This is a genomic window from Clostridium sp. FS41 (assembly GCF_000954015.1).
Classification (GTDB): Bacteria; Bacillota; Clostridia; order Lachnospirales; family Lachnospiraceae; genus Enterocloster; species Enterocloster citroniae.
In genome coordinates this window covers 169764-195227 of the sequence record NZ_JYHN01000081.1, presented here as the reverse complement: position 1 = coordinate 195227, position 25464 = coordinate 169764, and the positions used below count along the sequence as shown (strand labels likewise).

Here is a 25464-nt window from a genome sequence, read left to right as displayed (position 1 = left end):
CCTGCCCGATGGCGGTGAAGATGATTCCTATAACCCGCCTGACGGCAATGAAGATAATTCCTCCAGCCAGCCTGACACTGACAGCGATAAAGACGATTCCTCTGACAAACCCGGCCATAACCAAGAGGGCTCCTCTGACCCAACCGATGGCACAAGGGAAGATCCTGACAACACAACAGGTGAAAAAGAGAACCCGGAGGACAAGCTGGAGGATCAGGATATCGCACCAGATGCCGTGTCCGCAGGCGAGAGTTGTATTTCCAGGGAACAATACCGCAGCGAACCGAGGAAAAAACAGGAGGACGAATACGTTTTTTGCGGCTATCATTTCGATCATCATGATTGGCCTTTAGAATGGGCAGCAGGTGTTGAATTTGATGCTTCTGCGGAACTTCCAGCTGTTGTGGAATTATATGTGGATGGCCCTGACGGCCATATAGACGAACCCGAATATCTGGATGTGGAATGGGATCTAAGTGAGGTTGATTTCACCAGGGAAGGAGAATATCCCGTTACAGGTATCCTGGATACGGATGCCTGTTCATATCCTCTGGATTGGGACGATATCCCTTCTCCTTCCCTTATAATTGCCGTGGTCCGCAGCGGAACCATGTCATTCCAGCCCGAGGTAAATGAAAGTACGCTTCTGCTCCAATATAGAATGAATGAAACTCCCTTTCGTTTGCCTCTAATGTTCATGGAACTATATGAAAGCCTGGACAATGGTGCAAGCTGGCATAATATCACTCAAAGTTCCAGGGTACGGATCAGTGATAACCAACTTTCCATTACCGGCATTTACTCAGACTCCCTGTTTCAGGCCATTGATTTAAAACTCTCCGATTATGATTCCCATAATTCGGATATTGTGGAGGTGACCGCTGACGGCAGCATACAGTCGGTTTCCATCATTTCCTCCGGCGGTGAACAAGGCGGAGATGAATGGAATCCAGATTGCGGCAGTGTCTGGGATCCCACCCCAGCCGTGGACGGCCCCTATCCGATCATTGAGTACAAAACAGGGGCTCCCCGTCCCTTTTTCCTGGACCTGAAAATAGAAAAGGGAATTAGTGACTGGATCAACCGGGACCTATATGATCCGATCAGCGTCTTTTATGGAGACTCCCCCCATGGATTTTGGAAAGAAAAGATTCTGCTCCCTGTGGAATGGGATTGGGAAACAGTGAATGCCATTGATTGGGATCAAGTGGGTGATACCGTGGTCCATGGGCATTTTTCAAACGAGACAATAGATGCCAACAGACATCTCCTGGATTTCGACCATATGCCTGAGCTTTCTTTTACAATATCCGTCTATTCTCCTGAGGCCGCATTTTTCTTATATGCTGACGAGGAAAAACTATTTGAAGACCAGACAGCCCGCTTTCAGTTTTACAACTGTCAGGACCAGGTTATTTCCCTGGGTGATCCCTCTATGCTGACGGTCTGGTGCTCTTTAGACGGCAGGGATACATGGTATGATATCACAGATGCGCCAAATGTAATTCTGACCGGCAATTCCCTTTCGGTATCCCATTTAAGCCGGAAACATCTGGATGGCCTGGGATACACGTTTCAGATCGAACAGTCAGCTGATCCGGACCGTGAATCATTTTCCTCTACCCTAAGTGTATACCACAATATCTATGGTATTTCGTTCGGGACGGATATTGGCGGTAACCGGGGCGGCGGTAACCGGCAGGAGCAGCCCCCGGAAGGACTGTTTGACACAGAGGGATCAGAAGATGAGTCCAATGAGGAACCGCCGGTGGAGATTCCTCCGGATCCTGATATTCCCCCTTCCCCTGATCCTTCGCCTGATCCGCCGCTTCCTCCTAATCATGACGGGCAGGAATCCCCTGATTCCGGGGATGGGCATCAGGATGGTGATGGGAATCAAGGTGGTAATGGGAGCCATGGCGGCGATGGAACTAAAAATAGTGTTATCAGCAATGGGGCAATGTCTAAAAAGGATACTCTCATAACAGCAATTCCACCGGAGACTTCCCCATATAATAGCCTGGATATCCCCGATTCCGCCCTCTTATCCCCACCTTCCATCGGACCGGTCAAGGCTGTCGATGTGCCCGTGGACGCTGGTGCAGCATTGGAGAAGGACAGGGGTACACCGGGAACAGAGATTCCCGATCAAGTCCCACACAATGCGGAACAGGACCCGGCGGACACAAACACAACGGCGGATGTCCAAAACAAAGAACACAAAGCTCCGACTGCACCAACCGGGACAAAACCGCCTGACATTTCGGAGAAACCACCTGCCAAGTCGGTCTGGAATGCCACTGCACGAAAGCTTACCGGCGCTGTTGCTGTGCTTTTCGGCGGAATTGCCGGTTTTTGGATGACAAGGAGGCGATGATATCAGAAAACCCTATAATTGGAAGCGCATTGTATTGCTTTTTTGTGCTGTATTATGCGCTGCCTCCCTCTTTTTTCTACAGTATCAATATGATAATAAATATAGCGCCTCTGCTGTTTACGGAAAGCAAGGGGTCCTGGACTTAAGTACTTCCATGGATGCGCATCCGCTGAATATTCTGACGTATGGCTGGGAATTTTATCCGCAAAAGCGTTTGGACCCAGGTACATTTGACGGACATCATCCCCAATATCTATTCTTAGGCCAATACGGCGGTTTTGAAGGCAAAGGCAGTACCGGCTCCCCCCACGGATCCGCTACCTACCGCCTGAATATCCTGCTTCCGTCCAAACCGGATGAATACGCTTTGGAACTTCCTGAGATCTATTCCGCATCCCGTGTCTGGGTCAATGGCAGTCTGGTCAGCCGTTTAGGCGATATTTCCGGTTCCGGCCAGCCCGCTATCCGCACAGGGATGGTCACGTTTCAGGCAGCCAGCCAGGCAGAGATCGTAGTGCAGGCAGCCGATCATATCCACTACTACAGCGGTATGATCTATCCGCCCGCATTCGGAACCATGGAAGCTGTATCAGATTTGATCTCCTTCCGCCTTATGCGCACCTGCATTATGGTGATATCCTCATTCACCATAGGGATCATGTATCTTATGATCGGCATAAGGACCGGAGAAGAACGGCGACAGATGATCCTGTTTGCTTTAACCAGCCTTCTGTTTGCCCTCCATGACACCTATCCCCTGCTCCATTTGTTCGGTGCAGGATACTGGTCCTACCGTTTGGAAGATACCAGTTTTTTTCTCTTCCTTTTAGCAGTCACTACCCTTCATTGTAGTTTATGCAGGATCAGCGGCAGCCCTCAGCGGATTGTTCTCAGCCTTGGCGGTTTTATTGTACTGCTCACCCTGGTCATCCCCTCTTTTCTGATTAATGACAGCTTAAATGCAATGATGGCCTATTCTGTTTTTCTGGACAGCTGCAAGCTGCTCCTTTTCAGCTGGCTCATTGTAACCGCATGTTTCAATAAACAGCGCGATGAACGGATCAACGGACTGCTGCTCGCAGGGCTTTGTATCATTGCGGTGTCTCTTCTGTTCCAGACAGCCCTGCCTGTATTTGAACCAATACGATTTGGATGGCAGACTGAAAATGCCGGCTTTGCATTCATACTTATCCTGGGAGGCGGCCTTTGGTTTGATACGGTCAAAGCTTACGCTGACCGTGCTGCTCTGACTGAAAATGTACGTCTGATGAAAAAGCAATTTTCCCTTCAGGAAGAGAATTACCGGCTCATTACCGGAAATTTTGCGGAAATACGCCGGATTCGCCACGATCTGCGCCATCACCTCAATACAATAAAGGAACTGGCTGGACAGCATCAATACGAGGAACTTGAACATTACATCATGGGCTGGGAAGACAGTTCAGAACAGGCCACCCGTCCCGCCCTATGTGAAAATCAGGCAGCCAATGCCATTTTGAATTATTACCAGCAGGCTGCAGATGAAAAAAACATTTCCCTGCGTTTAAAAGTAGCACTGCCATCTGAACTAAAACTGGAAGGGTGGAATCTGGGAATCCTTTTGGGCAACCTTTTGGAAAATGCCATTGAAGCCTCTGAAAAACTGCCGGAAGAAATGCGCCTGGTAAAGGTTTATTCCAGAGTTGCAAACGGCAACCTCCTTCTGACTGTCAAGAACCATTGGTCCGGTGAATTTCTGGCTTCCGGAGAACAGGTATATTCCACCAAGCACCAGGGCGTTGGAATCGGTCTGTCCAGTGTCCGCAGCCTTGTAAAGAAAAAGGGCGGCCAATTTTTCATCAGTCCCAATGAACCGGATTTTACAGTTTCCGTGGTATTATGGAATGTTGCGGACCAGAACAGGTTTATAAGGGAATGAAGTTATAGAATCATATAATAAGAGCGCTTTTTCATATAATAGGGAGTTCCAGAGGATTTTACTGCGTTGAAAAAGAGAGCCGGACCGGCTCTCTTTTATATCCGTGTTATCATATTCTCTTTGTAGACACCTGCAATATGGGAATATCATTCAATCCATTCGCCCTTTTCATTCACAGTATATCCATCCGGGGTAGTTGTCCCTACCAGCAGCTGCCCTTGTCCGGCCCCCTGTTCCTGGCTGAAATAATACCATTTTCCATCAATCTGATTCCACCCGGTACACATAGCGCCCTGTTTTCCGTCTGCTGATGGATTCAGGTAAAATTTCCTTCCGTCAGGAGCCGTAAACCATCCGGTTACCATATGGCCATCCTGGTCAAAGTAATACCAGTTGTAGTTTCCATTATAATACAGATATCCCCACTGATCCCGATAAGAATTACCATAACTGAATGTCCACTTATCCCCATCCACCGACCAGTATTCCGTATCATCATGTCCTTCACCGTCATCGCCATCATCTGTATCCGGCATCTCTGCATCTGAATAATCGTAAATATCCCCGATTCCAAAGATAACGGAATATTTACCCGTCTCACCTGCATCCAATGACAGATCCAGCCATGAGCAAGCCATACCGCTGTCCATATCTTCCAAATCCTCCTCAGGCAAGTCTCCTGCAAATATATTGCTGAACCGGTTTCCATAGTAACCGTACCACCATCTGTCAATGGGAGCCTCACTTTCATCATCATCTTTGACAACAAAAGCATTTACATACTCGTTCACTTCCTCTTGGCTGTAATCGCGTCCCAGCATCAGGATCCCATCATCCGTCCGTTGAACTTTTGCCATGTCATCCCTGCCCACACATGTATCTGCATCTAAACCAAGGGAAAATCCGATTTCTTTATCATCTGTTGTATTTTCCACATAGTAGGTCAATCTGACATAAGAAACATCGTCAATCGGTATGATTTCTGCCCTTAAGTAAATCTCCAGACCGTTTTTATCCGCTTTCAGATCATCGCTGAAATAAAGAGTATCTGAGCTGCGGCTATCTGCCATAAGGATTCTGGATCTATATCCACTGTAACTGCTTTTTATATAAGTCTCTCCATTATATCCGCCTATATCGAATCCGTTACGCTCTAAGATAAACTTCATATTACCATTATCATCTTCCGCTATCAGCTCTGGAATGTCGTTTTGCGAAACAACATTATTTAAGGCTGCTGCCATCAAAAGTTGAGGCTGGACCACTTCCGGTTTTAACAAATCCGGGTTTAACTGGTCCGGATCCACCTGGTCCGGGTCTAACTGGTCCGGATTTACCACATCCGGATCCATCTGGTCCGGATCCACCTGGTCTTGGGGAGGTATGTTCTCATTTTTCTCCTGATCATCGATCAGATCATCATCGTTCTTCACATCATCCTGGGAATTCTTATCATCTGTACCATTTCCCTCATCTAAATCTTTATCCTTGTCCGGAGCGTCTTGATGGGATGGGTTCTCTCCGTTCTCGGTGTTTTCGGGTCCGGTTTCTCCACTCTCGGGTCCATTGTTTTCGGGTCCGGTTTCTCCGCTCCCGGTTCCATTATTTCCGGTTCCTTCGGTTCCGTTTTCCCCGCTCCCGGTCCCTTCACTCCCGGATTCATTATTCCCGGTTTCTTCACCTCCGGCTCCTTCGTTCCCGGTCTCTCCACCTCCGGCTCCTTCGTTCCCGGCTCCTTCACTTCCGGCTCCATTGTTCCCAGTTCCTTCACTTCCGGCTCCCTCGTTTCCGGCTCCCTCGTTTCCGGCTCCTTCATTCCCAGTTTCCTCGTTTCCGGCTCCTTCACTCCCGGCCTCCTCTTTTTCGGTTCCTTCATTTCCGGTTCCTTCACTTCCGGCTTCTTCATCACCGGTATCTTTAATTCCAGTCCCTTTGTTTCCAGTTTCCTCCTGTCCCTCTCCTTTCGACATCTCTGTCTTCCCGGTTTCTTCCTGAGCCAGAGCTGTGAGCGGAGCATTGCTTGCCGCAAGACAGATGGTCACTGCATAAGCTGCTGCCTTTGGGCCAAACCCCTTAATCTTCCTCACCCTGCTATATGATTTCCGCATACACTGCTTCCTCCTTTAAATTACTTTAAATTACAAATTCTTATTGTAACTATAGCAAAAAACATAAAACAAGAGGATGCCTTGTGAAATAAGTCAATTTTATTGATACAAAAGTCATTCATGAAAACACAGAGCCCAAGGGACAGCGGTGATGCACATCAGATAAACCATTAAAGGCATCCTTCCTGGAATAGCCGCAAATGCAAGCGGGTTTTACATTGCAATGGCACCTGTAGAACCGCTGGGATTACATGGCATTGTTTTCTACATACCAAAAGGCTGCTATGAAATTCGGCTATCTTCATAGCAGCCTTTTATACTTTTTCATTCATTCTCATTTATCGTTATCGGCAAACGGCTGTATCACCACATCCGACTCCTGTTCCGCAACCCGGACAATGGAACTGCAGTCATCTGATCCAAATCCGCAGTTCTGAGCAACGCGGATATTTTCCCTGGCCAGATTTCCCAACTTCATCGGCACCTGCAAGCTTCTTGCCATATCCAGGGCCATGTCTACGTCCTTGGCCATAAGATCCGTGGTAAATCCCGGCTTGAAATTGCGCTTAAATGTAAAGTTCTCCATTTTTACACGTCCGGCAAAGCTTTCCCCTGAGCCTGAGTTCACCACGGACATCAGTACCTGTGGATCCAGCCCTGCCTTGACAGCCAGCGCCAGGACCTCGGACGCAGCGCTCAGATTCAGGGCAAACAGCATCTGGTTGCATGCTTTTGCAATATCCCCTGAGCCAACGGGTCCAACCGGTATGATCTTATCTCCCATTACCTCCAGTATAGGACGCACCTGTTCCAGGGTGTCAACATTCCCTCCAACCATAATTGTCAGGGTTCCCTCCGCTGCTCCCTTGGCGCCGCCGGTTACCGGGGCATCCAGCATTCTGACCCCTTTTTTTTCCAGTTTCTTGCTGATTCTTTGAGTGCTGGCATAATCCGAACTGCCCATATCCATAAATATCTTTCCTTCATCCAGGCCTTCATACACTCCGTTTTCGCCAAACATTACTTCTTCCACCACCCGTGAATCCGGCAGCATGGTAATGATCACATCGCTGTGCTCAGCAATCTCTTTGGGAGTTTGTCTGGCAATCCCGCCTTCTTCTGCCAGGGGCTTTACGTGCACATCCGTTCTGGCATAAATATTCACCTGATATCCTGCTTTTAAAAGGAGCCTTGCCATGGGCGTTCCCATGATCCCAAGTCCGATAAAGCCTATCTTCTGCATCATTTCCACCTCCAAAAGGGCAGACATCCGTCTGCTGTATTTAGTTTTATCATTGTTACAGAAACGGGAAGATCATACGCTTCTCCGCATAGCTGCCAATTCCAGAAAACGAAGCTGTGATGGGGTGCCGCTTATCTTTTCTTTTTCCGGGAATTCCTGATCGAAGTGATTGACTGCAGATTCATCCGCTTCGTAGATTCCATCCTCCACATAGCGTCCGCTGATTCCATTGAGAGCACCTTTGTACAACTCACAGGCCTGAAGTGCTGCGGCATACATATTGTCAGCGGTCCGGATTCCCAGTTCCTCGGCAGGAATAAAACCTCGGCGTGAATAGTAATCCGGATCACCGCAGAGCAGAATTGCCCTGTACCCCAGATTCCGGGCTATTTCTTTGGTATGTTCGATCATTTTCCTTCCAACACCGGACCGCTGGTATTGGGGCAGAACGGAAATCGGCCCCAAACTCAGCACCTGGTAATCCTGTCCGTCATCCCCATGGATGATCCCCTTTACACAGACCACATTTCCAATGATCCTGTCCCCATCCTTGGCCACATAGTCCAGTTCACCCACAAAAGCGGGGTGGCTGCGCATAACATGGAGAAGGTAATGTTCACAACATCCTGGGGAATAAATATTCCAAAATGCCTCACGGGTCATATTTTCGGTCTGACGGTAGTCTTCAGGCTGTTCAAGCCTTAACTTTATACTCATCGTATGATCTCCCTCCATCTATTACTGTCGTTTTCACCATATACGATTATAAAGGTATTATAGTATAAAAAAACAGGAAAAGATAGCCGTCATCTTCTCCTGTTTCATCTCTATTTTATCATTGCCCAATGCCGGAGAATGGTTCCACCTGAGTGGATTCTGCTGCAGGTAATTCCATGGAAAAAGTTTCTATGGGAATGGATTCCGATGGAACGGCGTTCCGGAACTGTTTCATCATACCGTCCAAATGTGGTAATTTTATGATAGATGGGTGATCACAACAGCCCTGTCACCAGGGATCCCAATAAAAAAGATATGGATCACAGACTCCCTGTACCCATATCCTTTTTCATTGTTATTTATTTTTTCCCGGCAGCTTTATGACAAATCGGGTGCCGCCTCCCTCCCGGCTTTCGCCATGGATCCTGCCTCCGTGCTGCTCCACAATGGCCTTTGTGATGGAAAGTCCGATCCCCATTCCTCCTGTTTTCTTGCTTCTGGATTTATCCACCCGGTAAAACCTATCAAACAGGAAGGGCAGTTCTTCCTTCGGCACTCCAATCCCATTATCCTCCACGGATATCACGATTTTGCCGTCTTCCTGTGTTCTGTATGTTACCCGGATCGTTCCTCCCTCCGGTGTATAGGTCAGGGCGTTTGACAACAGGTTTACCAGACATTGTTTTATCCGGAAATAGTCAGCGTACAGCCGGTCTCCCTGTTGGGCATCGATCTCCATCACGATCTCCTTTGCCCTGATCCTGATCTCGAAATCATGAAAAACCTCCCGGCACAGGCTGCAAAAATCAAACTCCGTACGGTTTAACTCCTGGCGGCAGTTTTCCAGGGAATACAGCTCCTGCAGCTGCTCCACAATCCTGACCAGGCGCAAAATCTCAGCGTGACAGCTTTTAAGGCGTTCCGAGGTAGGATCCCAGATTCCATCGATCATAGCCTCCATGTGGCTCTGGAGATTGGTGAGGGGCGTCCGCAGTTCATGGGCCACATCTGACGTGATTTGACGTTTCTGCTTTTCCTCTTTTTCCAGGGCCAGGGACATTTCATTGATGGCTTCCACCATATGGCTGGTCTCACGCATCCCCTGTCCTGTCCTTGCCTGGGCGCCGTATTCTCCTCCTGCAATCTTCTGGGCCACCAAGATCACGCTGTCAATGGGTTTGGAGACAGCGCGAGCAATGAGCGTTCCCAGGATCACCACACCTAAAAGCGCAATTGCTCCAATAACCAGCAGCGAATGATTCAGGTTCCCCATCAGCTCCAGCTCCTGATCATTCAGTGAATAGGGGCCATAATATCCTACCTTTAATGTGCCGAATGGCGTTCCCCCGCGGTCCAGCGTATATGTCTCCTGTGTGTAGCTTCCATTAAAGTTGGGGTAGCGTTCCTTCATCTTTCCTTCTGCATGTTTCAGGATCATATCGCATTCATGGGAGCGGTGGGTACGCATATCCCAGTCCATTTCACTGTTCTCTGCCTGGACATGGATAATAAGGCCATTCTGCAGGGCGGCATATCCTATGATCTCTATCCCTTTCTGGTCAAATGTACCTGTCTTTTCATCGTAGAGCTGATCAATCTGGCTGATCATCTGATCGATCTGGGTCCTCTGCTGTTTGATCGCATATTGCTCAAACAGGCTGTCGGCCATGATATTAAAAAACAGGCTTAATCCCAAAACGATCAGAAGAGCCATGATGGAATAGGATATGATCAGGATGTTCTTCAAACTTTTTTTCATTCCATTTCTCCGGCAAACTTATAACCCAATCCATGTACCGTAAGGATATAGGAAGGGTACCTGCGGTCGTCTTCGATCTTCGACCGGATTCCTTTGATATATGTATCAATGCTCCGGTCATAGCCGTCAAAGTCGTCATTCAGTGCATAGGTAATCAGCTGCTCCCTTGTGAAAATACGGTTAGGGGCCTTGGCCATGGTGGTCAGGATCTTTAATTCCGTTGGGGTTAAGTCGGTCTCTTTTCCCTGCACCTTCACAATCATATTGTCAAAATCAATGACCAGTTTTCCCTGGTTATAGGATACCGGCAGGCTGGTCAGTTCATCCCCCTCAGCCCTTCTCAAAACAGCCCCAACCTTTGCAACCACAGCCCTTGGACTGAACGGCTTGAAAATATAATCATCCGCCCCCATCTGAAGCCCGTTGATCAGATCAGCCTCTTCCGTTCTGGCAGTCAGCATGATAATGGGAACACGGGAAACCGTGCGGATGGACCTGCAGACCTGTTCCCCCATAATATCCGGAAGCATTAGATCCAGCAATATCAATGAAACCTCATTTTCCTTAAACAATTTCATTGCCGTGGTACCGTCATAAGCGCACAGCACCTGATATCCTTCCTTTTTCAGATAGACCTGAAGGACTTCCACTATCTTTTCTTCATCATCCACAATAAGGATGGTTCTTGGACATTTCATCTTTCCCTCCGATTCAAACTTCCGCCTTTTCAGGAGGCGCACAAATATTTATTATACTATACCACACGGCGGACGGACAAGATTGGCTTATAATTTGCCGGTGAAATGGTGATCCCCTCCCTGGCATTGCTGGCATGGACAAGCTGATTCTGTCCTTTATAGATGCCGATATGTCCCCTGTAGGAGACAATGTCCCCCGGCTGCGCATGTTCCAGACCGCCCACATCCATCCCCACACGTCCCTGAGCCCTGGATGTTCTGGGCAGGGAAACGCCGAATTGCTCGTACACCCTCATCACAAATCCGGAACAGTCCGCGCCATTGGTCAGACTGGTTCCGCCGTAAACATATGGATTCCCTACAAACTGGGATGCGTAGGCCACTACCTGCTCTCCTGTGCTGACCTGAGGAATTTCCACAATGTCCTCTTGGATCTCCTGCGTGGAAGGCTGGTCTATGTCAATGGCCGGTTCCTCTGTTTTTTCAGTTTCATTCATCACAATGGACGGTTTTTCAACTATTATTGTATCTGCTTTCACGGTGTAAGGATTTGATGCGGCCAGAAACAATACGGTAAAAGCTGCTGTCAGTTTCATTCTTCTCATAAGTGTCTCCATTTCTTTTCGTAATTGTTACATTTCTGTTACAATTTACCTCAAGAATGTGGGGATTATATGATTATTTATAGTTTCCTCTTTCCAAACCAGCAGGGTTGTTATATACTTTCATTGTATGAAAAAACATGGCGGATATATGGTGTTTAGGGCAATATCCGATTCCCCATATTATCCCCACATTTGTCAGATATATTTTGATACATCGGCCGGCTGTCTTTGATACGGCGGCGGAAAATGCCGCCAATTGCCAAATAGTTTACATCCGGCGAGAAAAGGAGTCTTAGATATGAAGAAAAAAATCATCACTGCATTAACTGTTTTGGCTGTGTTCGCTTTCCCCATCAGTTCCCTGGCTGCCAATGGTCCGGCGACCCCAGGGGCTTATACCGGAACTGCCGCCTGCCCTGTTACAGGCTGCACCATTGACGGCGGCCATGAGCACAACTCCGGCTGCTCCGTTACAGGCTGCACCATTGACGGCGGCCATGAGCACAATTCCGGCTGCCCTGTTGCGGACTGCACCATTGACGGAACCCACAGCCACACATCTTCCCGCGGTAACTGCGGCCGGACAGATGGTTCCCGGTCCCACAGCACATCACACAGCCATTCGGCCGGAAGAAGACACCATCAATAAACAGCATTAATAGCACCATCAATAACCGTTGATCAAATCCCTGCTTTCCATAATTGGACAGCAGGGATTTGGCAGTTCAGGGTCAATTTATTTTCCTCCCCTTTTTCTGTAGTTCAAAGGTGTGCATCCCCTGTACCGGAAGAATGTATTGGAAAAATGGCTGCTTCCAGAAAATCCCACAGCCAGGGCGATCTCAAGCACACTCTTATCAGAATGAGCCAAAAGATATTCTCCCATACGGACGCGGTAAGAAATAAGGTAGTCCACGGGCGCTTGTCCAAGGACCTGCCTGAAATCGCGGCAGCACTCGCTGACACTGACGCAGGCTGCATCTGCAATATCCTCCAGACGGACCTTTCCTGCATATTCCTGATGGATATATTCCAGACAGGCACGGACTCTCTGATACCGGATGTCCTCACAGGGACTGTGGTTTCCCTGGTTTGTATCAAGGTGTTTGTCAAGATGTTCAAACAGGGTGAGCCCTGACTGCTGGACCAGGATCTGCAGTTTCCACAAATAACCCGCGGGACGGTTTAAGTCACACAAATACATCTCATGGATAAAGTCCAGGATCTTCCCATGCCAAGAACAGCTGTTGTCAAACAAAAAGAAATCTTCCCCCGAACCGGTAAGGGATGACACGTACCGTGTTTCAACCGCGCCGCCGGAAAGTCCATGGAGCAGATACGGATCAGCAAGCACCGCACAGTAAGTGCTTCCCCTCTGCCGCCGGTAAGGATTTACCATATGAAGCATATTAGACGGAAGAAGACCTCCCTGCCCCTCAGAGATCACATAGATCCGGGCACCCGTTTGAAATTCAATGGTCCCGGTTAAAACATATACAAATTCCAGTTCCCGGTGCCAATGCCACGGGATCATCCGATTTGGGTATAGGTCCAGGTTGTCCAGATAGACTTCCATGGGAAATGCCGGTGACCCGTGGCATGTGACCTCCTCCAGATTTCCATTTACCTCAAGATAGTTCAGCTGCATTTCTGTTCTCCCGTGTGTCCTCCTGTGTTCCTCTGCATGTCATGCAAAATGACAAGATTCTGTTATTTTTGGCTTGCATTTCATTAGAAACGATCCTCATTTTATTATAATATAAAAAGTAAGAGAAACAAGAAAACTTTATAAAAAGTGAGATGATAAACGTGAAAATGGACCATATCGTAATCTCATCCGGCAACCCGGAGCAGATGAAGGATTTTTATATAAAATACCTGGGCGCTGTGGCGGACAGCGAGGGGACTGTTCTGTGCTTTAAGGGCGGCTTCCGGATCAAACTAATGCCCAGGGGACCAATGTCCGGCAGCCGGAGCCTTCCCAATTCCTCCGGTGTTCAGACGTTAGTCAGCCTGGCGTTCAGACTGGGCAGCAGAAAACGTGTCAATATCCTGACCAGCCGGCTGGTCCTGGAAGGCCACGAGGTGATCTGCGAACCACATTTGTCCGGATCCTCACATTACAGCAGCAGTGTCTATGACCCGGAAGGCAATATTGTGGAATTGATCGCGTGATCCTGCATTGGGATGCCTCTCACGGCCGATCCTTTTCATTCCGTCACCACCACATAACTGGCTGTTCCATACCCTCCATTTTTTTCCAGTTCCTCCTCGTCCCATTGGGCAAACAGTTCGTACACCCGTCCGGCTTTCAGTTCAGGCAGCAGGGCCTCCTCATACGCCCTGCTTGATATGGGCTGGACATCTGATCCTTCCAGATCCTCTATGGAATATTCATACACCGTGACCCGGCTGGGCATTGGGGTACAGGAAATGCTGTAGGTTACATGATCAGATCCACTATACCGCGGAAGTTTTAAGGGTTCCTTGTCCTTTGCTTCATACAGAGGATGAGCGCCGCAGGCGATCACCCCGGTCATCTCATCCCCTTTTTTGAAATTCCATGTATAATTTCCTGATGTAACTATAAATTCATTCATAGTACTGGAAAGGACATCCCTAAGCGTAATGGAGGGAGCCGACTGCTCCGTCTCCTGGGAGGTATCATTTTCCTTTTCGCTCAGCCTGACATCCACCACCCTGCGGCCGTCTCCGCCATAATACACGATCAGGCCCTTTTTGTCCTTATCCAGCTCATACATATCCCCGTCCATGCCAAACAGCGACATGACCGGTTCTCCCCAGGCCTCGGCAATCTTTGATTGCTCAAGGCCAATTATTTTTTCCTCAATCTGTTCCTCGGTAAGCCCATTCAGCTCACTTAACGCAGCCACCGGCTTTTCCGTCCTGCTTCCCCCACAGCCTGTGACAGGCGCTGACACAACGGCCAGAAGGAAGAATAACCTGGTATATCTCCTCATAGATCCGCCTTTCTCCTGCCTTTAAAAGGCAGATAAGTTTCTGGTTTTACTATATCAGATTTCTTTCCTTCAAGCTTTAATCTTTGCTTACAGTTCTCTGGTTTTTCTATGACATTTTCCTGATGTTTCCATATAGCAGGAAAGCGCCTTCCCCATAAATACGGAAGCGCCCTTCCCATATTTTTTATCCATGTTTTCTATCAGGGCTGAATTATGAAGGTAGCTGTCGATCATGACATCCCAATAATTTTCTCCCAGATCCATGTCCGGCTTGTCCTCCTCATCCAACAGGTTCATCATCTGGCCGATTATGTCCTGGATTTCCTTTGATCCCGGATCTTTTGACAGATCCTTTAACAGCTGTTCGATCAGGATCTGATTTCTCTCCACATATCCCTTTTCCTTGATCTGCTCCATCTTTTCCATATTTTCCGAGAAATGCTCCATGCTGTCCTTCATGGCCTCCACATAGGCCTCCACACTGCCGTAATATTTAATTGCGTCCTGTGCAATGCTGGACTCGTGGTCCTTAATTCGTTCCATCAACTGGTCGAATTCCTCCACGCTCCCCCAATGACGGATAACTTCCTCCATATTTTCATTCCTGAACTGCTCCAATATATGCAGATACTCACTAAGATCAAATTCCTTAAAGCTCATACACGTCTCCCCTTTCTCCAGCCTGTCAAGCAGGTCCAGCAAACGGTCCAAACGGTCCCGCTTTGCCTTTAACAGGGCTTTCTGCTTTTGGAATGCTTCTATCTTGTTAAAACCAGGTGTTTCCATAATGATCCTTATGTCTTTTAAGGAAAAATCCAGCTCCTTAAAAAACAGGACCTGCTGCAGGGTATTCAGGGATTCGTCATCATACAGGCGGTATCCCGCATCCGTAACCCTGGTGGGCCTGAATACACCGATCTCATCATAATACTGCAGCGTGCGTACACTGACACCGGTCAGCCGGGCAACCTCTTTTACGGTTCTCATCTTATCAGCTCCAATCTTTTTTTATAAAAGATATATTTTTATCCTCAGTGGACAAGGGGACACGCGGTTTTGCACCACAGATTTGTGATTCTGCGGCGTTACTGTCGCTCGGCGTACGTCCAGTACGCCTCGTTCCAGTGCCTTGCAGAATCACAAATCTGAGGCGCAAAACTCCTTCGGACCCCAATCACCGTATTTTGGTGGCTGGTAAGGCAACGGATGGAGGCGTACTGGACGTACGCCGACTGACGTTAACGCGGCCAGCCGCCAAAAGACGGCGGTTGGGGCGTGTATCCCCTTGTCCACTGAGGGTATCCTTATCTTATATTATCACGTAACGTGAGGGTCAAGGAATTTTTGAACATTCATTTTAAAAAATTTAATACTTTATCTACTATTTTTTCCAGTTAAATTAGCTTATTATCAAAAACATACATAAACTACTTATACTTTTAGGAGGAATGCTATCATGTATCATATTTCAAACTTCACGAATAACGATGATGTCAAAATACTTGACCAGTTAGGTCCCTTTACTGTAATCGAATATCAAAGGGATCTGAGCGTTATGCCCTCGGACGCTGCAACCGCTTACTTCAGCGCGGCCATGAATGTCCGCAAACGCCAGGTGGTATGCGACCTGAGTAAGGCTGACATCACCCTCCAGGCCGGCGCCATGCAGTGGATGGCAGGAAATGTAAATGCCACCACTGGAATTAAAGGAGTGGGCGACTTATTCGGCAAAGCAGTCCGTGGAAAAGTAACCGGCGAAAGTGCAATAAAGCCGGAATACACAGGTGATGGCACAATGGTACTGGAGCCAACCTATCGCCATATCATCCTGCTTGACCTGGCGGACTGGAATGGCTCCATTGTATTGGATGACGGGCTGTTCCTGGCATGCGATTCCAATTTAAAGCATAAAGCGGTCATGCGTTCCAATCTCTCCTCTGCCGTGGCCGGCGGGGAAGGCCTGTTTAACCTGGGCATTAACGGCAGCGGAGTCCTCTGTCTGGAGTCCCCCTGCCCCAGAGAAGAATTAGTGGAGATAACCCTGGACAACGATGTACTTAAGATAGATGGAAACATGGCAATCGCCTGGAGCGGCAGCCTCAATTTTACAGTGGAGCGTTCCGGCAAATCCCTGATCGGATCCGCGGCCTCCGGGGAAGGCCTGGTCAATGTATACCGCGGCACGGGCAAGGTTCTTCTGGCCCCTGTTGCAAAATAATACCATTTGTCCATACAAAACAACAGGCGCAGCTTTTCGCTGCGCCTGACATGCATCAACTTGTCTATTGGACGTCTTCGACTGCCTGCTTCCCCCAGAGGCTCCAATGTCACCTGAAACGTCTGGTCTCTATTATGATCTCAATTGTCTCAGAAAGGGGTTCTGATTCCCTGGATTCCGTTGCCTGTCTGCCGGGTTGATTTATGTAATCTGAAGGATGGACTGTTCAAACTCCTCTATGGGCATTGGTTTTGCAAAATAATACCCCTGGCCGATATCGCAGCTTATGGACCGCAAAAATTCCAGCTGCATCTCATTCTCAATTCCCTCCGCAACCGTTGTGATCGATAGCGACTTTGCAAGGTGGATCATGCTCTCAATGACCACCTTGCCCCTGGGTGATGTGGACTGTTCGGACAGGAATTCCTTATCCAGCTTCAGCTCCGCAATATCCAGGTCCTTTAGTGTATTAAGGGATGAATATCCGCTTCCAAAGTCATCCATGGAAATGGAAAATCCCATATGATGCAGCTTTTTAATGACCATCTTAACCTGTTCTAAATTACTCATAGCCACACTCTCTGTCACTTCCAGTATGATCAGGGACGGATCGATGTGATAACGGTCCACAATCTGATGGAACTTATTAAGATATTCCTCATCATAGAAAAAGATTCTGGATTGATTTACAGAAATGGGAACTGCTTTATATCCCTGCCGGATCCAGTATGAAACTTTCCTGCAGGCTTCCTCCAGCATATACATGTCAAGCTCTGTAATAAATCCATTTTCTTCAAACACCGGGATGAACTCATCCGGATAGTGTATGGTCCCATCTCCTGAATACCAGCGCACCAGTGCTTCCGCACTGTGCAGAACAGGTCCTCCTGATACCGTGTCTCCTTGTGCCGGACGTTCCGGTGCCGGACCTTCCCTATTGGGATCACTCAGATAATACTTTGGCTGGAGATACATGTGGAATTCCCCGTTGGACAGGGCCGAATGCATCTGACTTTCAATCTCTGTTTTTTTACGGGCCTTCTCATGGATGGTTTCATCATAAAACGCAAACAGGATGGCCGTATTGCCCTTCACACTGTCAAGCGCCAGCTGCGCGCCGTTGATCACCGCATCCGGGGATAGTCCGTTGGCCTTTGCATCCCCGGCACGTATTATATGAATCCCGAAATTACAGTTTATGCGGTAATCCTGATTGGGGCTCACCGTGTAAGCATTGATCTCAGATTGTATTTTCTGAATTCCGGCAATCAGCGCTTCTTTGCTGTCATAGCGGGTCAGCATACCGAAATGTTCCGCACTATCCCGGTAAAAGCGCTCCCCCTCCTTGATGTTAGCATGAAATACGCCTGCAATATGCTTTAGCAGGAGATCTCCCCTTTCAAATCCAAAAAATTCATTGACGAATTTAAATCCCGTAATGTTCATCAATACCATGGCATGGTCCCATGGCTCCTGGAGCATGTCGGGCAGGTCTTTGACAAAGCGGTTCCGGTTATCCGCCCCTGTAAGAATATCTTTATATGCAAGGACCTGAAGCGTCTTTTCCCCTTTCTTTAAATACTGTAAATATACAAAAACAATACAACAAACAGGGCCAATATACAGGCCATGACGCACAGGCATACGGTGAACAGCGCACTGAAATTATGATTCAGGAACGTATGGGAAACCAGGCAGAAGATCTGCCAGTCATTGATCCCAACCGGAATAAAGGTGGCCCAGTAGTCATTTCCCCGGAACCGGAAGGTGGCAAAGGAATCCCCTCCCCTTGCCATATCGGAAAGTATGGACAAACGGGTCTGTTCCGCAATCTCCCCGTCATCAAAAACATTATTCAGGGGTCTGTCAATGACTGCATGCTCAGAGCGAAGGATAAAATTCCCCTGGGAATCCACCACATGGATATAGGCAGCACCGCCAAATATCTCCCCGCTGATAATCTCAGAAAAGCCGGAGGCCAGGCGGGTGGCTGTGATGGCCCCCACTATATTTCCATTATGTGTGACCGGAACCCCATAAAAAACAACGGTCTCACCTGAAAATCTGTCCTCTGTTATCTCTGATACCACAGGTTTGCCGGATAGGGTTTCCTGTATAAAATCTTCGTCACTTAAATCAATATCATAGCGCTTCTCCCCATTCGTATCCATCAGATACCCCTTCCGATCCGTGGATATAAACCCCATGCGTACAAAGTCATTGCGGCGGCTTTCCACTTCCAGCCGCGGGAGTATAAAGTCAAAGTCCACTGTCTCATCCTGCCCTACAAAGGCAGCCAGTGCATCCAGGGTCTGCAGGTCACCATCGATCTGCGCCGTGATAATACTTCTATACTGCGACACGACCTCTCTCATGTATTTTTGTGCTTCCTTTTCCTGGGCGCCCTTTATGCTTCCATAGACAACACAGCCTATGAACATCAGTATTCCGCTGATGACAGCAACCAAAATTCCGGATAGGATGATCTGCTTTTTTATGGTCCCCTCTTCCAAAGCCATTCCTCCTTTATATGCCCGACAGAATCCGCTCCTCAGCGGACGAGGGCAGTGGTTCCCTTTTCCATCAAAAATACCAAAAAGGCAGACTGATAACAGTCTGCCCAAGCCCTCATGATCATAATGAGCTGAAAACCGCAGCATCACTTTTCAATTCAGTATTATTATAACAATGCATTCTCCTCTTTGCAATAGTGTATTCTCGGAATCTCCTGGTACTCAGATTTGCTTATAACCTCCCACATCACCGGCATCCCGGACATCCCCAGGCCCCGTGTGCATCCGGAACCGCAGGCCGAACCGCATCCCGCGGCACACCGTCCCATGCTGTCCAATCTGCGAAGAAAGCCCGTATGCTCCAGATACTCCACCTGGCGTCTGATGTCTTCCTGGCTGGTCTCCAGCCGGCCGGCCAGTTCTTCCACGGACCAGGCCCTGCCCTCCTTCAATAATCTCAAAAGTCCTGTCACAGCCATCCTCCTGTCAGAATAGGATCACACCCACATGGTACACCAAAAACGACATAAGAAGGGCCATTCCCACATAGTACAGGGCAATCCTTCCTGTCCATTTTGCGGAGTGGGTCTCCTGATAGGTGGAGGCCACTGCCACAATGCAGGGGATATTAAAGGTGACTGCAAAAATAAATGCAAGAGCTTCTGCACGCCCGATATTGGCTGCCAATATTTCCCCCAGATTGGCTGCCTGTTCCGCTCCGCCTACGGTTGAGGCAAAAATCGTGCCCGTTCCCGCATAGAGAGAGCTGAGAACCCCCAGGGCCGCCTCCTTACTCACCGCTGAGGAGACAAAGGCCAGAAATGTCTGCCAGCTCAATCCAAAGATACGGGTCGCCGGTTCAATAAAGGTGCCAACCCGGTAGATCACGCTGCGCTCCACATTGCCGTCCGAAGTGTAGGACAGCAGCCAGAAGATAAGGGAGATCATCAGTATCACCTTCAGCGCCCGTACCAGCACGTCCTTTGTCCTGCCAAACACATACCGGAACAGGCTGCCCCATCTGGGCCTGTGGTAAGGCGGAAGCTCCATAATAAGTCCTGTGCGCTCCCCTTTTATCAGATAACGGCCAAACACCTTGGAGGTGATCCACATATGTACAAGGGCCACAACAAAGATCGCCACAATTACAAGAGGCGCCCAGGACCCGAAGAATACGCTGGATATCACCGGTACAATGGCCCAGGTCGCCGCGCAGGGCACTGCCCAGGCAAGAGCAATGGTAAGGATCCTCTGCCCCCAGTTATCGATCACCCGCGTGCCTGCCGCACCTCCTATGGTACAGCCGAAACTCACCAGAAAAGGCATGATTGCCTTGCCCTGAAGCCCCAGCTTTGCCATGGTCTGGTCAAATACATAGGAGATCCTGGCCATATAGCCGATCTCTTCAATAAACCCAAACACCAGCGTGATTCCAAAGACAAATCCGATCATGGAAATGGCAAAATACAGGGCGTTCACCCCCACATCACACACCAGCCTGATGAGGATCCCGGGCGCTCCCACTGCCTCCAGCACATGGGTCAGGGCCGGAGTCAATACTGAGGGCAGAAGACTTCCTCCCACCATAAAGGGCATGGCCGGGATAAAGGACGCCACCAGCCCCAGAAGGATGATGGCAACAGCCAGGGGTTTTCCCCACCGCCTGCTGGTAGCCACACGGTCAAATGCTCCCAGGGAAGCTGTTCTTTTCTTTCCCTCCACGGCCCCCTTTAGAATACAGTCGATCCACGCAAACTTGCACTGCCCGGTGAGGAGAGCGCCATGGCTGATCTCTGAGAGAAGTCCGTCCAGTTCTGTCCTGTCTTTCTCATCCAGCAGTTCCTTCACCTTAGCGGTCACGGGCACGTCTCCCTCCACGACTTTTGCCGCCAGCCACAAGCCCGAATAATCACCCATGCCGTTCTCCGGCATCAGCCTGCAAACTTCAGGAAAATGCTCCGTGTCCATGTACTTCCGCTCCAACAGCCCGGTATCCAGCACCGGCCGTTCCCTCAGGACTCTGTCAAGGGCCTCATAAAACCCGCCGTAGTTTCTGACATCATTGGCAGTAAAGGGCACGACCGGAATCCCCAAACGTTCCTCAAGCATCCCCGCATCCACGGTTTTCCCCTGCTCCGCGGCCACATCCATCATGTTCAGCAGCAACAGGGCCGGCGTCCTAATCCCCGCAAAATCCGCCAGCATAAATAAGCTCCGCTCCAGTTGGGACGCATCTGCCAGGATGCACACCGCATCCGCCTTTCCTCCGGCTATGTAATCCCTTGTGATGATCTCCTCATCTGAGTTGGCGGAAAGGCTGTAGGTTCCCGGCAGGTCCGTTACCGTATATCTGATCCCATTCCGGTTATAATATCCCTCCTTTTGCTCTACTGTTTTTCCCGGCCAGTTTCCCACATGCTGCCTCAAACCCGTAAGCCCGTTAAATAAGGTGGACTTTCCCGAGTTGGGCTGTCCCAGCAGAGCGATGACCGGATGATCAACGAAAGTCTTTGTCATTTTCCCTCACCCCCGATCTGAATCCTTTCACACTCCTCACGGTTAAGTGCAACCATGGTATCCCGGCTGTACAATAGGACGGGATGCTTTTTCTCATTTTGAAGAACAGTCACCGGGCAGCCTATGGTAAGGCCAATGGAGGTGACCCTGCTTAAAAACCTGGTATCCCCCTGGATCTCGCAGATCACACCCTGTTCACCATTGTCTGCTTCCGACAGCTTTTTCATATTCCCTTTCATATTCCCTCTCCTCTCTGTGCTCACATGCGTGATCCATCGGTCGTCAAGCCAGCTTCCAGCTGACAGCCTCCCTGCGCTCACCGATAAACTCCCGGTAAAGCCCCGGCCGTCCGGCCAGTTCTTCATGTGTCCCCTGCTGGACGATCCTGCCATTATCTAACACCAGGATCTGGTGGGCATTGCGGACTGTCTTTAGCCTGTGGGCGATCATGATAATGGTTTTATCCCGAATCAGCGCATCTATGGCGAGCTGTAGCTCCGCCTCATTTTCCGGGTCCACGCTGGCCGTGGCTTCATCCAGGATAATCACAGGCGCATCCTTTAAGATCGCCCTGGCTATGGACACCCTCTGCTTTTCTCCCCCTGACAAGGTGCTTCCTCCCTCTCCCAGAACCGTGTCATACCCATCCGGAAGATCCATGATAAAATCATGACAGCAGGCAGCCTTAGCTGCCTCCACCACCTGCTGCCGGGTGGCCTCTGGCCTTCCAAACCTGATATTGTTCTCTATGGTATCGCAAAACAGATATACGTTCTGGAATACCATGGAAATGTTCTTCATCAGGCTGTCCAGTTTATACTCCCGCACATCATATCCCCCCAGGGTTATGGACCCCTCCTGGACGTCCCAGAACCGTGCAATCAGATTGCATAGTGTTGTCTTTCCCCCGCCGGAAGGTCCCACCACGGCCGTGGTTGTTTTTTCCGGGACCACAAAGCTGACACCGTCCAGGATCCTTCTGTCCCCATAAGAAAACTTCACATTACGGAAGCAGATATCACCGTGGTCCGGGGACAGTTCCTGCCCCTCGATATCCATGGTGGGCGTCTTGTCAATGGTATTGGCTTTATCCATGGAGGCCCCCAGCATTTGCAGGTTATCCGACATATTCCCTGCGCTCTCCAGTTCCTGATAGAGCATAAAGGATGCCACCAGCATCAGAAGGCAGCGGGACAATGTCATGGTCCCCTCCGTATAGAATGACAGGGCAGATATCACAAGCAGTGTGCTGAAACAGCGCACCGTGATCTGTCGGACCGCCGCCCAGGGCACCACGGAATACTCCAGGGACAGCGCCCTGGCGCAGCTCTCATCCACGGTCCTGGCAATGGTCTGGTGATTGTCTTTCTCCAGACCATAAGATCTCACCACGCTCATGCCCTGAATATATTCCAGCACCGCCTCCACCAGATTTTCCTGGGCATGCTGCCTTGCTGGGCCGGTCCCGGATGCTGCTTTCTGTGAAAGTTCAGTGACCAGCACATACACCAGAATACCGCAGATGGAAATGCATCCCAGCCTCCAGTCAGCGGCTGTCAGGACCAGACACAGGGCAAAGGTATTCAGAAAACCTCCGATCACCATGACCAGGCAGCGGGCCGCTGTGTTCTCCACATCACTGAGGGTGGTTGTGACCACTGCCGTAATATTTCCCAAACTATTCTTGTTAAAATATCCCATGGGAATATAGCGCAGCCGGTCCCCAATGTGGACCCGCCTTTCCGCCACCATAAAATAACCGGTTTCCGTCTCCCCATTGGTGGAATAATAAAAGCACGCCATCCTTCCCAGGATTGAAACCAGCATAATGCCCACCACTGGCGGAAGGGCTGTATTTCTCTGTCCCAGTATCATATCCAGGGACAGCATCAGGGCACCAAACTGCATGGATGCAAATACAGTTCCCATAAATGCCACGGCCATGGCCTTTATGAGCAGCTTCCTGCGGCTGCCTGCAAATCCAAAAATTTTTTTCAATATTCCAAACATTCTTCTGTCCCTCCTCTTAAGCCGCGTCCTGGGTTCCCAGATGAGCCTTCCACATGTTTGCATACAGGGGGCATTTTCTTAAGAGTTCTTCCTGCCTTCCCTGGGCTTCGATCCTCCCATGGTTCACCACCACGATGTGATCCGCATCCGCAATGGTGGACAGCCTGTGAGCGATCACGATCAATGTCTTCCCCCTGGTCAGGGCTGAGATTGCCCGTTGGATCACCGCCTCATTTTCCGGGTCAATGCTTGCAGTGGCCTCATCCAGGATCACCACGGGCGCGTCCTTTAACATTGCCCTTGCAATGGAGATCCGCTGCTTCTCCCCTCCGGAAAGATGACCTCCTCCGCCTCCGCAGACGGTGTCATATCCCCGGTCCAGGGCGCGGATAAACTCATCACAGCCTGCCGCCTTTGCCACGGCCTCCACCTCCTGGTCAGTGGCATCCAGGCGGCCCATGCGGATATTATCCCGGACCGAGCAGTTAAACAGATAATTCTCCTGGGACACATAGGCGATCCGGCGGTTCAGCTGTTCCTGTGGTATCTGCCTCAAATCCACCCCGCCCAGGGAAATGGAGCCCTCCGTCACATCCCAGAACCCGGCAATGAGCTTGGCTATGGTGGATTTACCGGAACCGGACGGTCCCACCAAGGCTGTCACAGTCCCTGGCCGGATCTTTAGATTGATCCGGTGAAGGACCTCCTCCCCCGCCGCTCCGTAAGTAAAGGATACCTGATCCATCCCTATAGCCTGTCCGCTAACAGCAGCATACGCCTGGGGCCGCTTAAGTTCCGGTGCATCCAGTATCCCGGCAATCTCCCCCACATTGGTGCCCACCACTGCCAGATCATCCACAAAGGACATAGCCGCCAGCAGGGGGCCGGTAAATCCCAAAGAAAGGACAATGGCTGTGAGAAGATCAGAGGATGACAGGCTGCCCCCGGACCAGAGGAACAGACCCACAGGCAGGACGGTCACCAGAACCGAGGGGAGTACGGTCTGCATTGTGGCCATATACTTCTGGTTATCCTTCATCCACTCCACATAATAACCTGCATTTTCCTCAACCGCCTCTGAATACTTTTTGTAGGAACCGGCCGACTGGCTGAATGCCTTGACCACCTGGATCCCCCCTATGTATTCCACAATTGCGTTGGCCATACGCCGTCCCACTTCCACCGCCCCGTCCCAGCGGGCCGCGTAGGTCCTCCCGCTTTGGGATGCCGCGGCCAGCCCGACTATGGTGGTGGCCAGACTAGCCAGTCCCAGCCTCCAGTCCAGTGTAAAGATATAAACTGCAATGGACAGGGGAACCAGCAGATTCGATGTCATTTCAGGGATCAGATGGGCCAGGGTGGGCTCCATTCCCTCCACCCGGTCCACAATCGTAGTCTTGTATTGTCCTGAAGGCGTATCCAAGACAGTGCCCATTGGAACGCGGGACAGCTTTGCCAGCAATTCCTTTCGCAGATCACGCAGTGTATAAAAGGTGGCTGTATGGGACAGGGCGGTGGAACAGTTGGAGAGCACCGACTTGCCCAGGTATCCGCAAAACGCAATGCCGCACCAGGGCAGACATTGGCTGATGCCTCCTCCTTTCAGAAGAATGCCGATCATCTTGGCAATACAGAAATACGCTGCCATATTGCAGGCCACTCCCGCTGCCGCCAGTGCCACGGAGACCAGAAAACCCCGGTGGTACTCCTCTGCCCATCCCCATAACACGGTGAATGGCGATGGTTCCTTTTTCTTTTTCATCCGTTCCTTCCTCCTGCTTCCCAAAAATTAGCTTCGAC

The 25464-nt window shown here is 49.8% G+C and carries 21 protein-coding genes; 5 read left to right on the top strand and 16 right to left on the bottom strand.

Going from position 1 to position 25464, the window contains the following annotated elements:
* A partial coding sequence (locus tag CLFS41_RS30195) for a hypothetical protein (protein ID WP_045094018.1) occupies positions 1-2377 on the top strand: 2377 nt, incomplete at its 5' end.
* A gap of 154 nt (positions 2378-2531) precedes the next feature.
* On the top strand, positions 2532-4295 hold the full coding sequence (locus tag CLFS41_RS26340; RefSeq protein ID WP_242856926.1) for a GHKL domain-containing protein: 1764 nt from the start codon (positions 2532-2534) through the stop codon (positions 4293-4295).
* Positions 4296-4441: 146 nt separating this feature from the next.
* Here CLFS41_RS26340 and CLFS41_RS31060 read toward each other — a convergent pair whose 3' ends face one another.
* The 6 genes from CLFS41_RS31060 to CLFS41_RS29650 all read right to left on the bottom strand — a co-directional run bounded on the left by CLFS41_RS31060 (position 4442) and on the right by CLFS41_RS29650 (position 11425).
* On the bottom strand, positions 4442-6403 hold the full coding sequence (locus tag CLFS41_RS31060; RefSeq protein WP_052665886.1) for a hypothetical protein: 1962 nt from the start codon (positions 6401-6403) through the stop codon (positions 4442-4444).
* 334 nt (positions 6404-6737) lie between these two features.
* Positions 6738-7649 carry an NAD(P)-dependent oxidoreductase gene (locus tag CLFS41_RS26330; protein WP_007859129.1) on the bottom strand — a complete coding sequence of 304 codons (912 nt, stop codon included), beginning with the start codon at positions 7647-7649 and terminating at the stop codon, positions 6738-6740.
* A gap of 69 nt (positions 7650-7718) precedes the next feature.
* Positions 7719-8363 (bottom strand): N-acetyltransferase, encoded by a 645-nt coding sequence (locus CLFS41_RS26325; protein WP_045094017.1) that lies wholly within the window; start codon positions 8361-8363, stop codon positions 7719-7721.
* 355 nt (positions 8364-8718) lie between these two features.
* Positions 8719-10122, bottom strand: a complete 1404-nt coding sequence (locus CLFS41_RS26320) for a HAMP domain-containing sensor histidine kinase (protein ID WP_045094016.1) — start codon at positions 10120-10122, stop codon at positions 8719-8721.
* Positions 10119-10820 carry a response regulator transcription factor gene (locus tag CLFS41_RS26315; RefSeq protein ID WP_045094015.1) on the bottom strand — a complete coding sequence of 234 codons (702 nt, stop codon included), beginning with the start codon at positions 10818-10820 and terminating at the stop codon, positions 10119-10121. Before CLFS41_RS26315 ends, CLFS41_RS26320 begins: the two co-directional genes overlap by 4 nt.
* 56 nt (positions 10821-10876) lie before the next feature.
* Positions 10877-11425, bottom strand: a complete 549-nt coding sequence (locus CLFS41_RS29650) for a C40 family peptidase (RefSeq protein ID WP_242856925.1) — start codon at positions 11423-11425, stop codon at positions 10877-10879.
* Positions 11426-11723: 298 nt separating this feature from the next.
* On the opposite strand from CLFS41_RS29650, the gene CLFS41_RS26305 reads away from it, so the two are divergent.
* On the top strand, positions 11724-12074 hold the full coding sequence (locus tag CLFS41_RS26305; protein WP_007859134.1) for a hypothetical protein: 351 nt from the start codon (positions 11724-11726) through the stop codon (positions 12072-12074).
* 87 nt (positions 12075-12161) lie between these two features.
* Here CLFS41_RS26305 and CLFS41_RS26300 read toward each other — a convergent pair whose 3' ends face one another.
* Positions 12162-13073, bottom strand: a complete 912-nt coding sequence (locus tag CLFS41_RS26300; RefSeq protein WP_045094014.1) for an AraC family transcriptional regulator — start codon at positions 13071-13073, stop codon at positions 12162-12164.
* A gap of 167 nt (positions 13074-13240) precedes the next feature.
* Here CLFS41_RS26300 and CLFS41_RS26295 point away from each other — a divergent pair, with 167 nt between their 5' ends.
* Positions 13241-13600 (top strand): VOC family protein, encoded by a 360-nt coding sequence (locus CLFS41_RS26295; protein WP_007859136.1) that lies wholly within the window; start codon positions 13241-13243, stop codon positions 13598-13600.
* Positions 13601-13635: 35 nt separating this feature from the next.
* Here the strand turns inward: CLFS41_RS26295 and CLFS41_RS26290 are convergent, their stop codons facing one another.
* Positions 13636-14406 carry a hypothetical protein gene (locus tag CLFS41_RS26290; RefSeq protein WP_007859138.1) on the bottom strand — a complete coding sequence of 257 codons (771 nt, stop codon included), beginning with the start codon at positions 14404-14406 and terminating at the stop codon, positions 13636-13638.
* Positions 14407-14493: 87 nt separating this feature from the next.
* Entirely contained in the window at positions 14494-15393 is a 900-nt protein-coding gene (locus CLFS41_RS26285) for a MerR family transcriptional regulator (RefSeq protein WP_045094013.1), read from the bottom strand.
* A gap of 469 nt (positions 15394-15862) precedes the next feature.
* Between CLFS41_RS26285 and CLFS41_RS26280 the strand changes: the two genes are divergently transcribed.
* Positions 15863-16624 carry an AIM24 family protein gene (locus CLFS41_RS26280; RefSeq protein ID WP_045094012.1) on the top strand — a complete coding sequence of 254 codons (762 nt, stop codon included), beginning with the start codon at positions 15863-15865 and terminating at the stop codon, positions 16622-16624.
* Between the two features lie 201 nt (positions 16625-16825).
* Here the strand turns inward: CLFS41_RS26280 and CLFS41_RS30895 are convergent, their stop codons facing one another.
* From CLFS41_RS30895 to CLFS41_RS26250, 7 genes are all read right to left on the bottom strand, one after another.
* Complete coding sequence (locus CLFS41_RS30895; RefSeq protein WP_242856924.1) at positions 16826-18268, bottom strand: bifunctional diguanylate cyclase/phosphodiesterase; 1443 nt, start codon at positions 18266-18268, stop codon at positions 16826-16828.
* Entirely contained in the window at positions 18199-19137 is a 939-nt protein-coding gene (locus CLFS41_RS30890; RefSeq protein ID WP_242856923.1) for a cache domain-containing protein, read from the bottom strand. Before CLFS41_RS30890 ends, CLFS41_RS30895 begins: the two co-directional genes overlap by 70 nt.
* A gap of 167 nt (positions 19138-19304) precedes the next feature.
* Positions 19305-19610: a DeoR family transcriptional regulator gene (locus tag CLFS41_RS26270; RefSeq protein ID WP_007859145.1), complete on the bottom strand. Its 306-nt coding sequence runs from the start codon at positions 19608-19610 to the stop codon at positions 19305-19307.
* 13 nt (positions 19611-19623) lie between these two features.
* Positions 19624-21654, bottom strand: a complete 2031-nt coding sequence (gene feoB / locus CLFS41_RS26265; protein WP_045094011.1) for a ferrous iron transport protein B — start codon at positions 21652-21654, stop codon at positions 19624-19626.
* Positions 21651-21893, bottom strand: a complete 243-nt coding sequence (locus tag CLFS41_RS26260) for a FeoA family protein (RefSeq protein WP_007859147.1) — start codon at positions 21891-21893, stop codon at positions 21651-21653. Before CLFS41_RS26260 ends, feoB begins: the two co-directional genes overlap by 4 nt.
* 43 nt (positions 21894-21936) lie before the next feature.
* Positions 21937-23664, bottom strand: coding sequence for an ABC transporter ATP-binding protein (locus tag CLFS41_RS26255; protein WP_045094010.1), 1728 nt, complete (start codon positions 23662-23664; stop codon positions 21937-21939).
* A 16-nt stretch (positions 23665-23680) separates the two neighbouring features.
* Positions 23681-25426 carry an ABC transporter ATP-binding protein gene (locus CLFS41_RS26250; protein ID WP_045094009.1) on the bottom strand — a complete coding sequence of 582 codons (1746 nt, stop codon included), beginning with the start codon at positions 25424-25426 and terminating at the stop codon, positions 23681-23683.
* Positions 25427-25464: the final 38 nt, after the last annotated feature.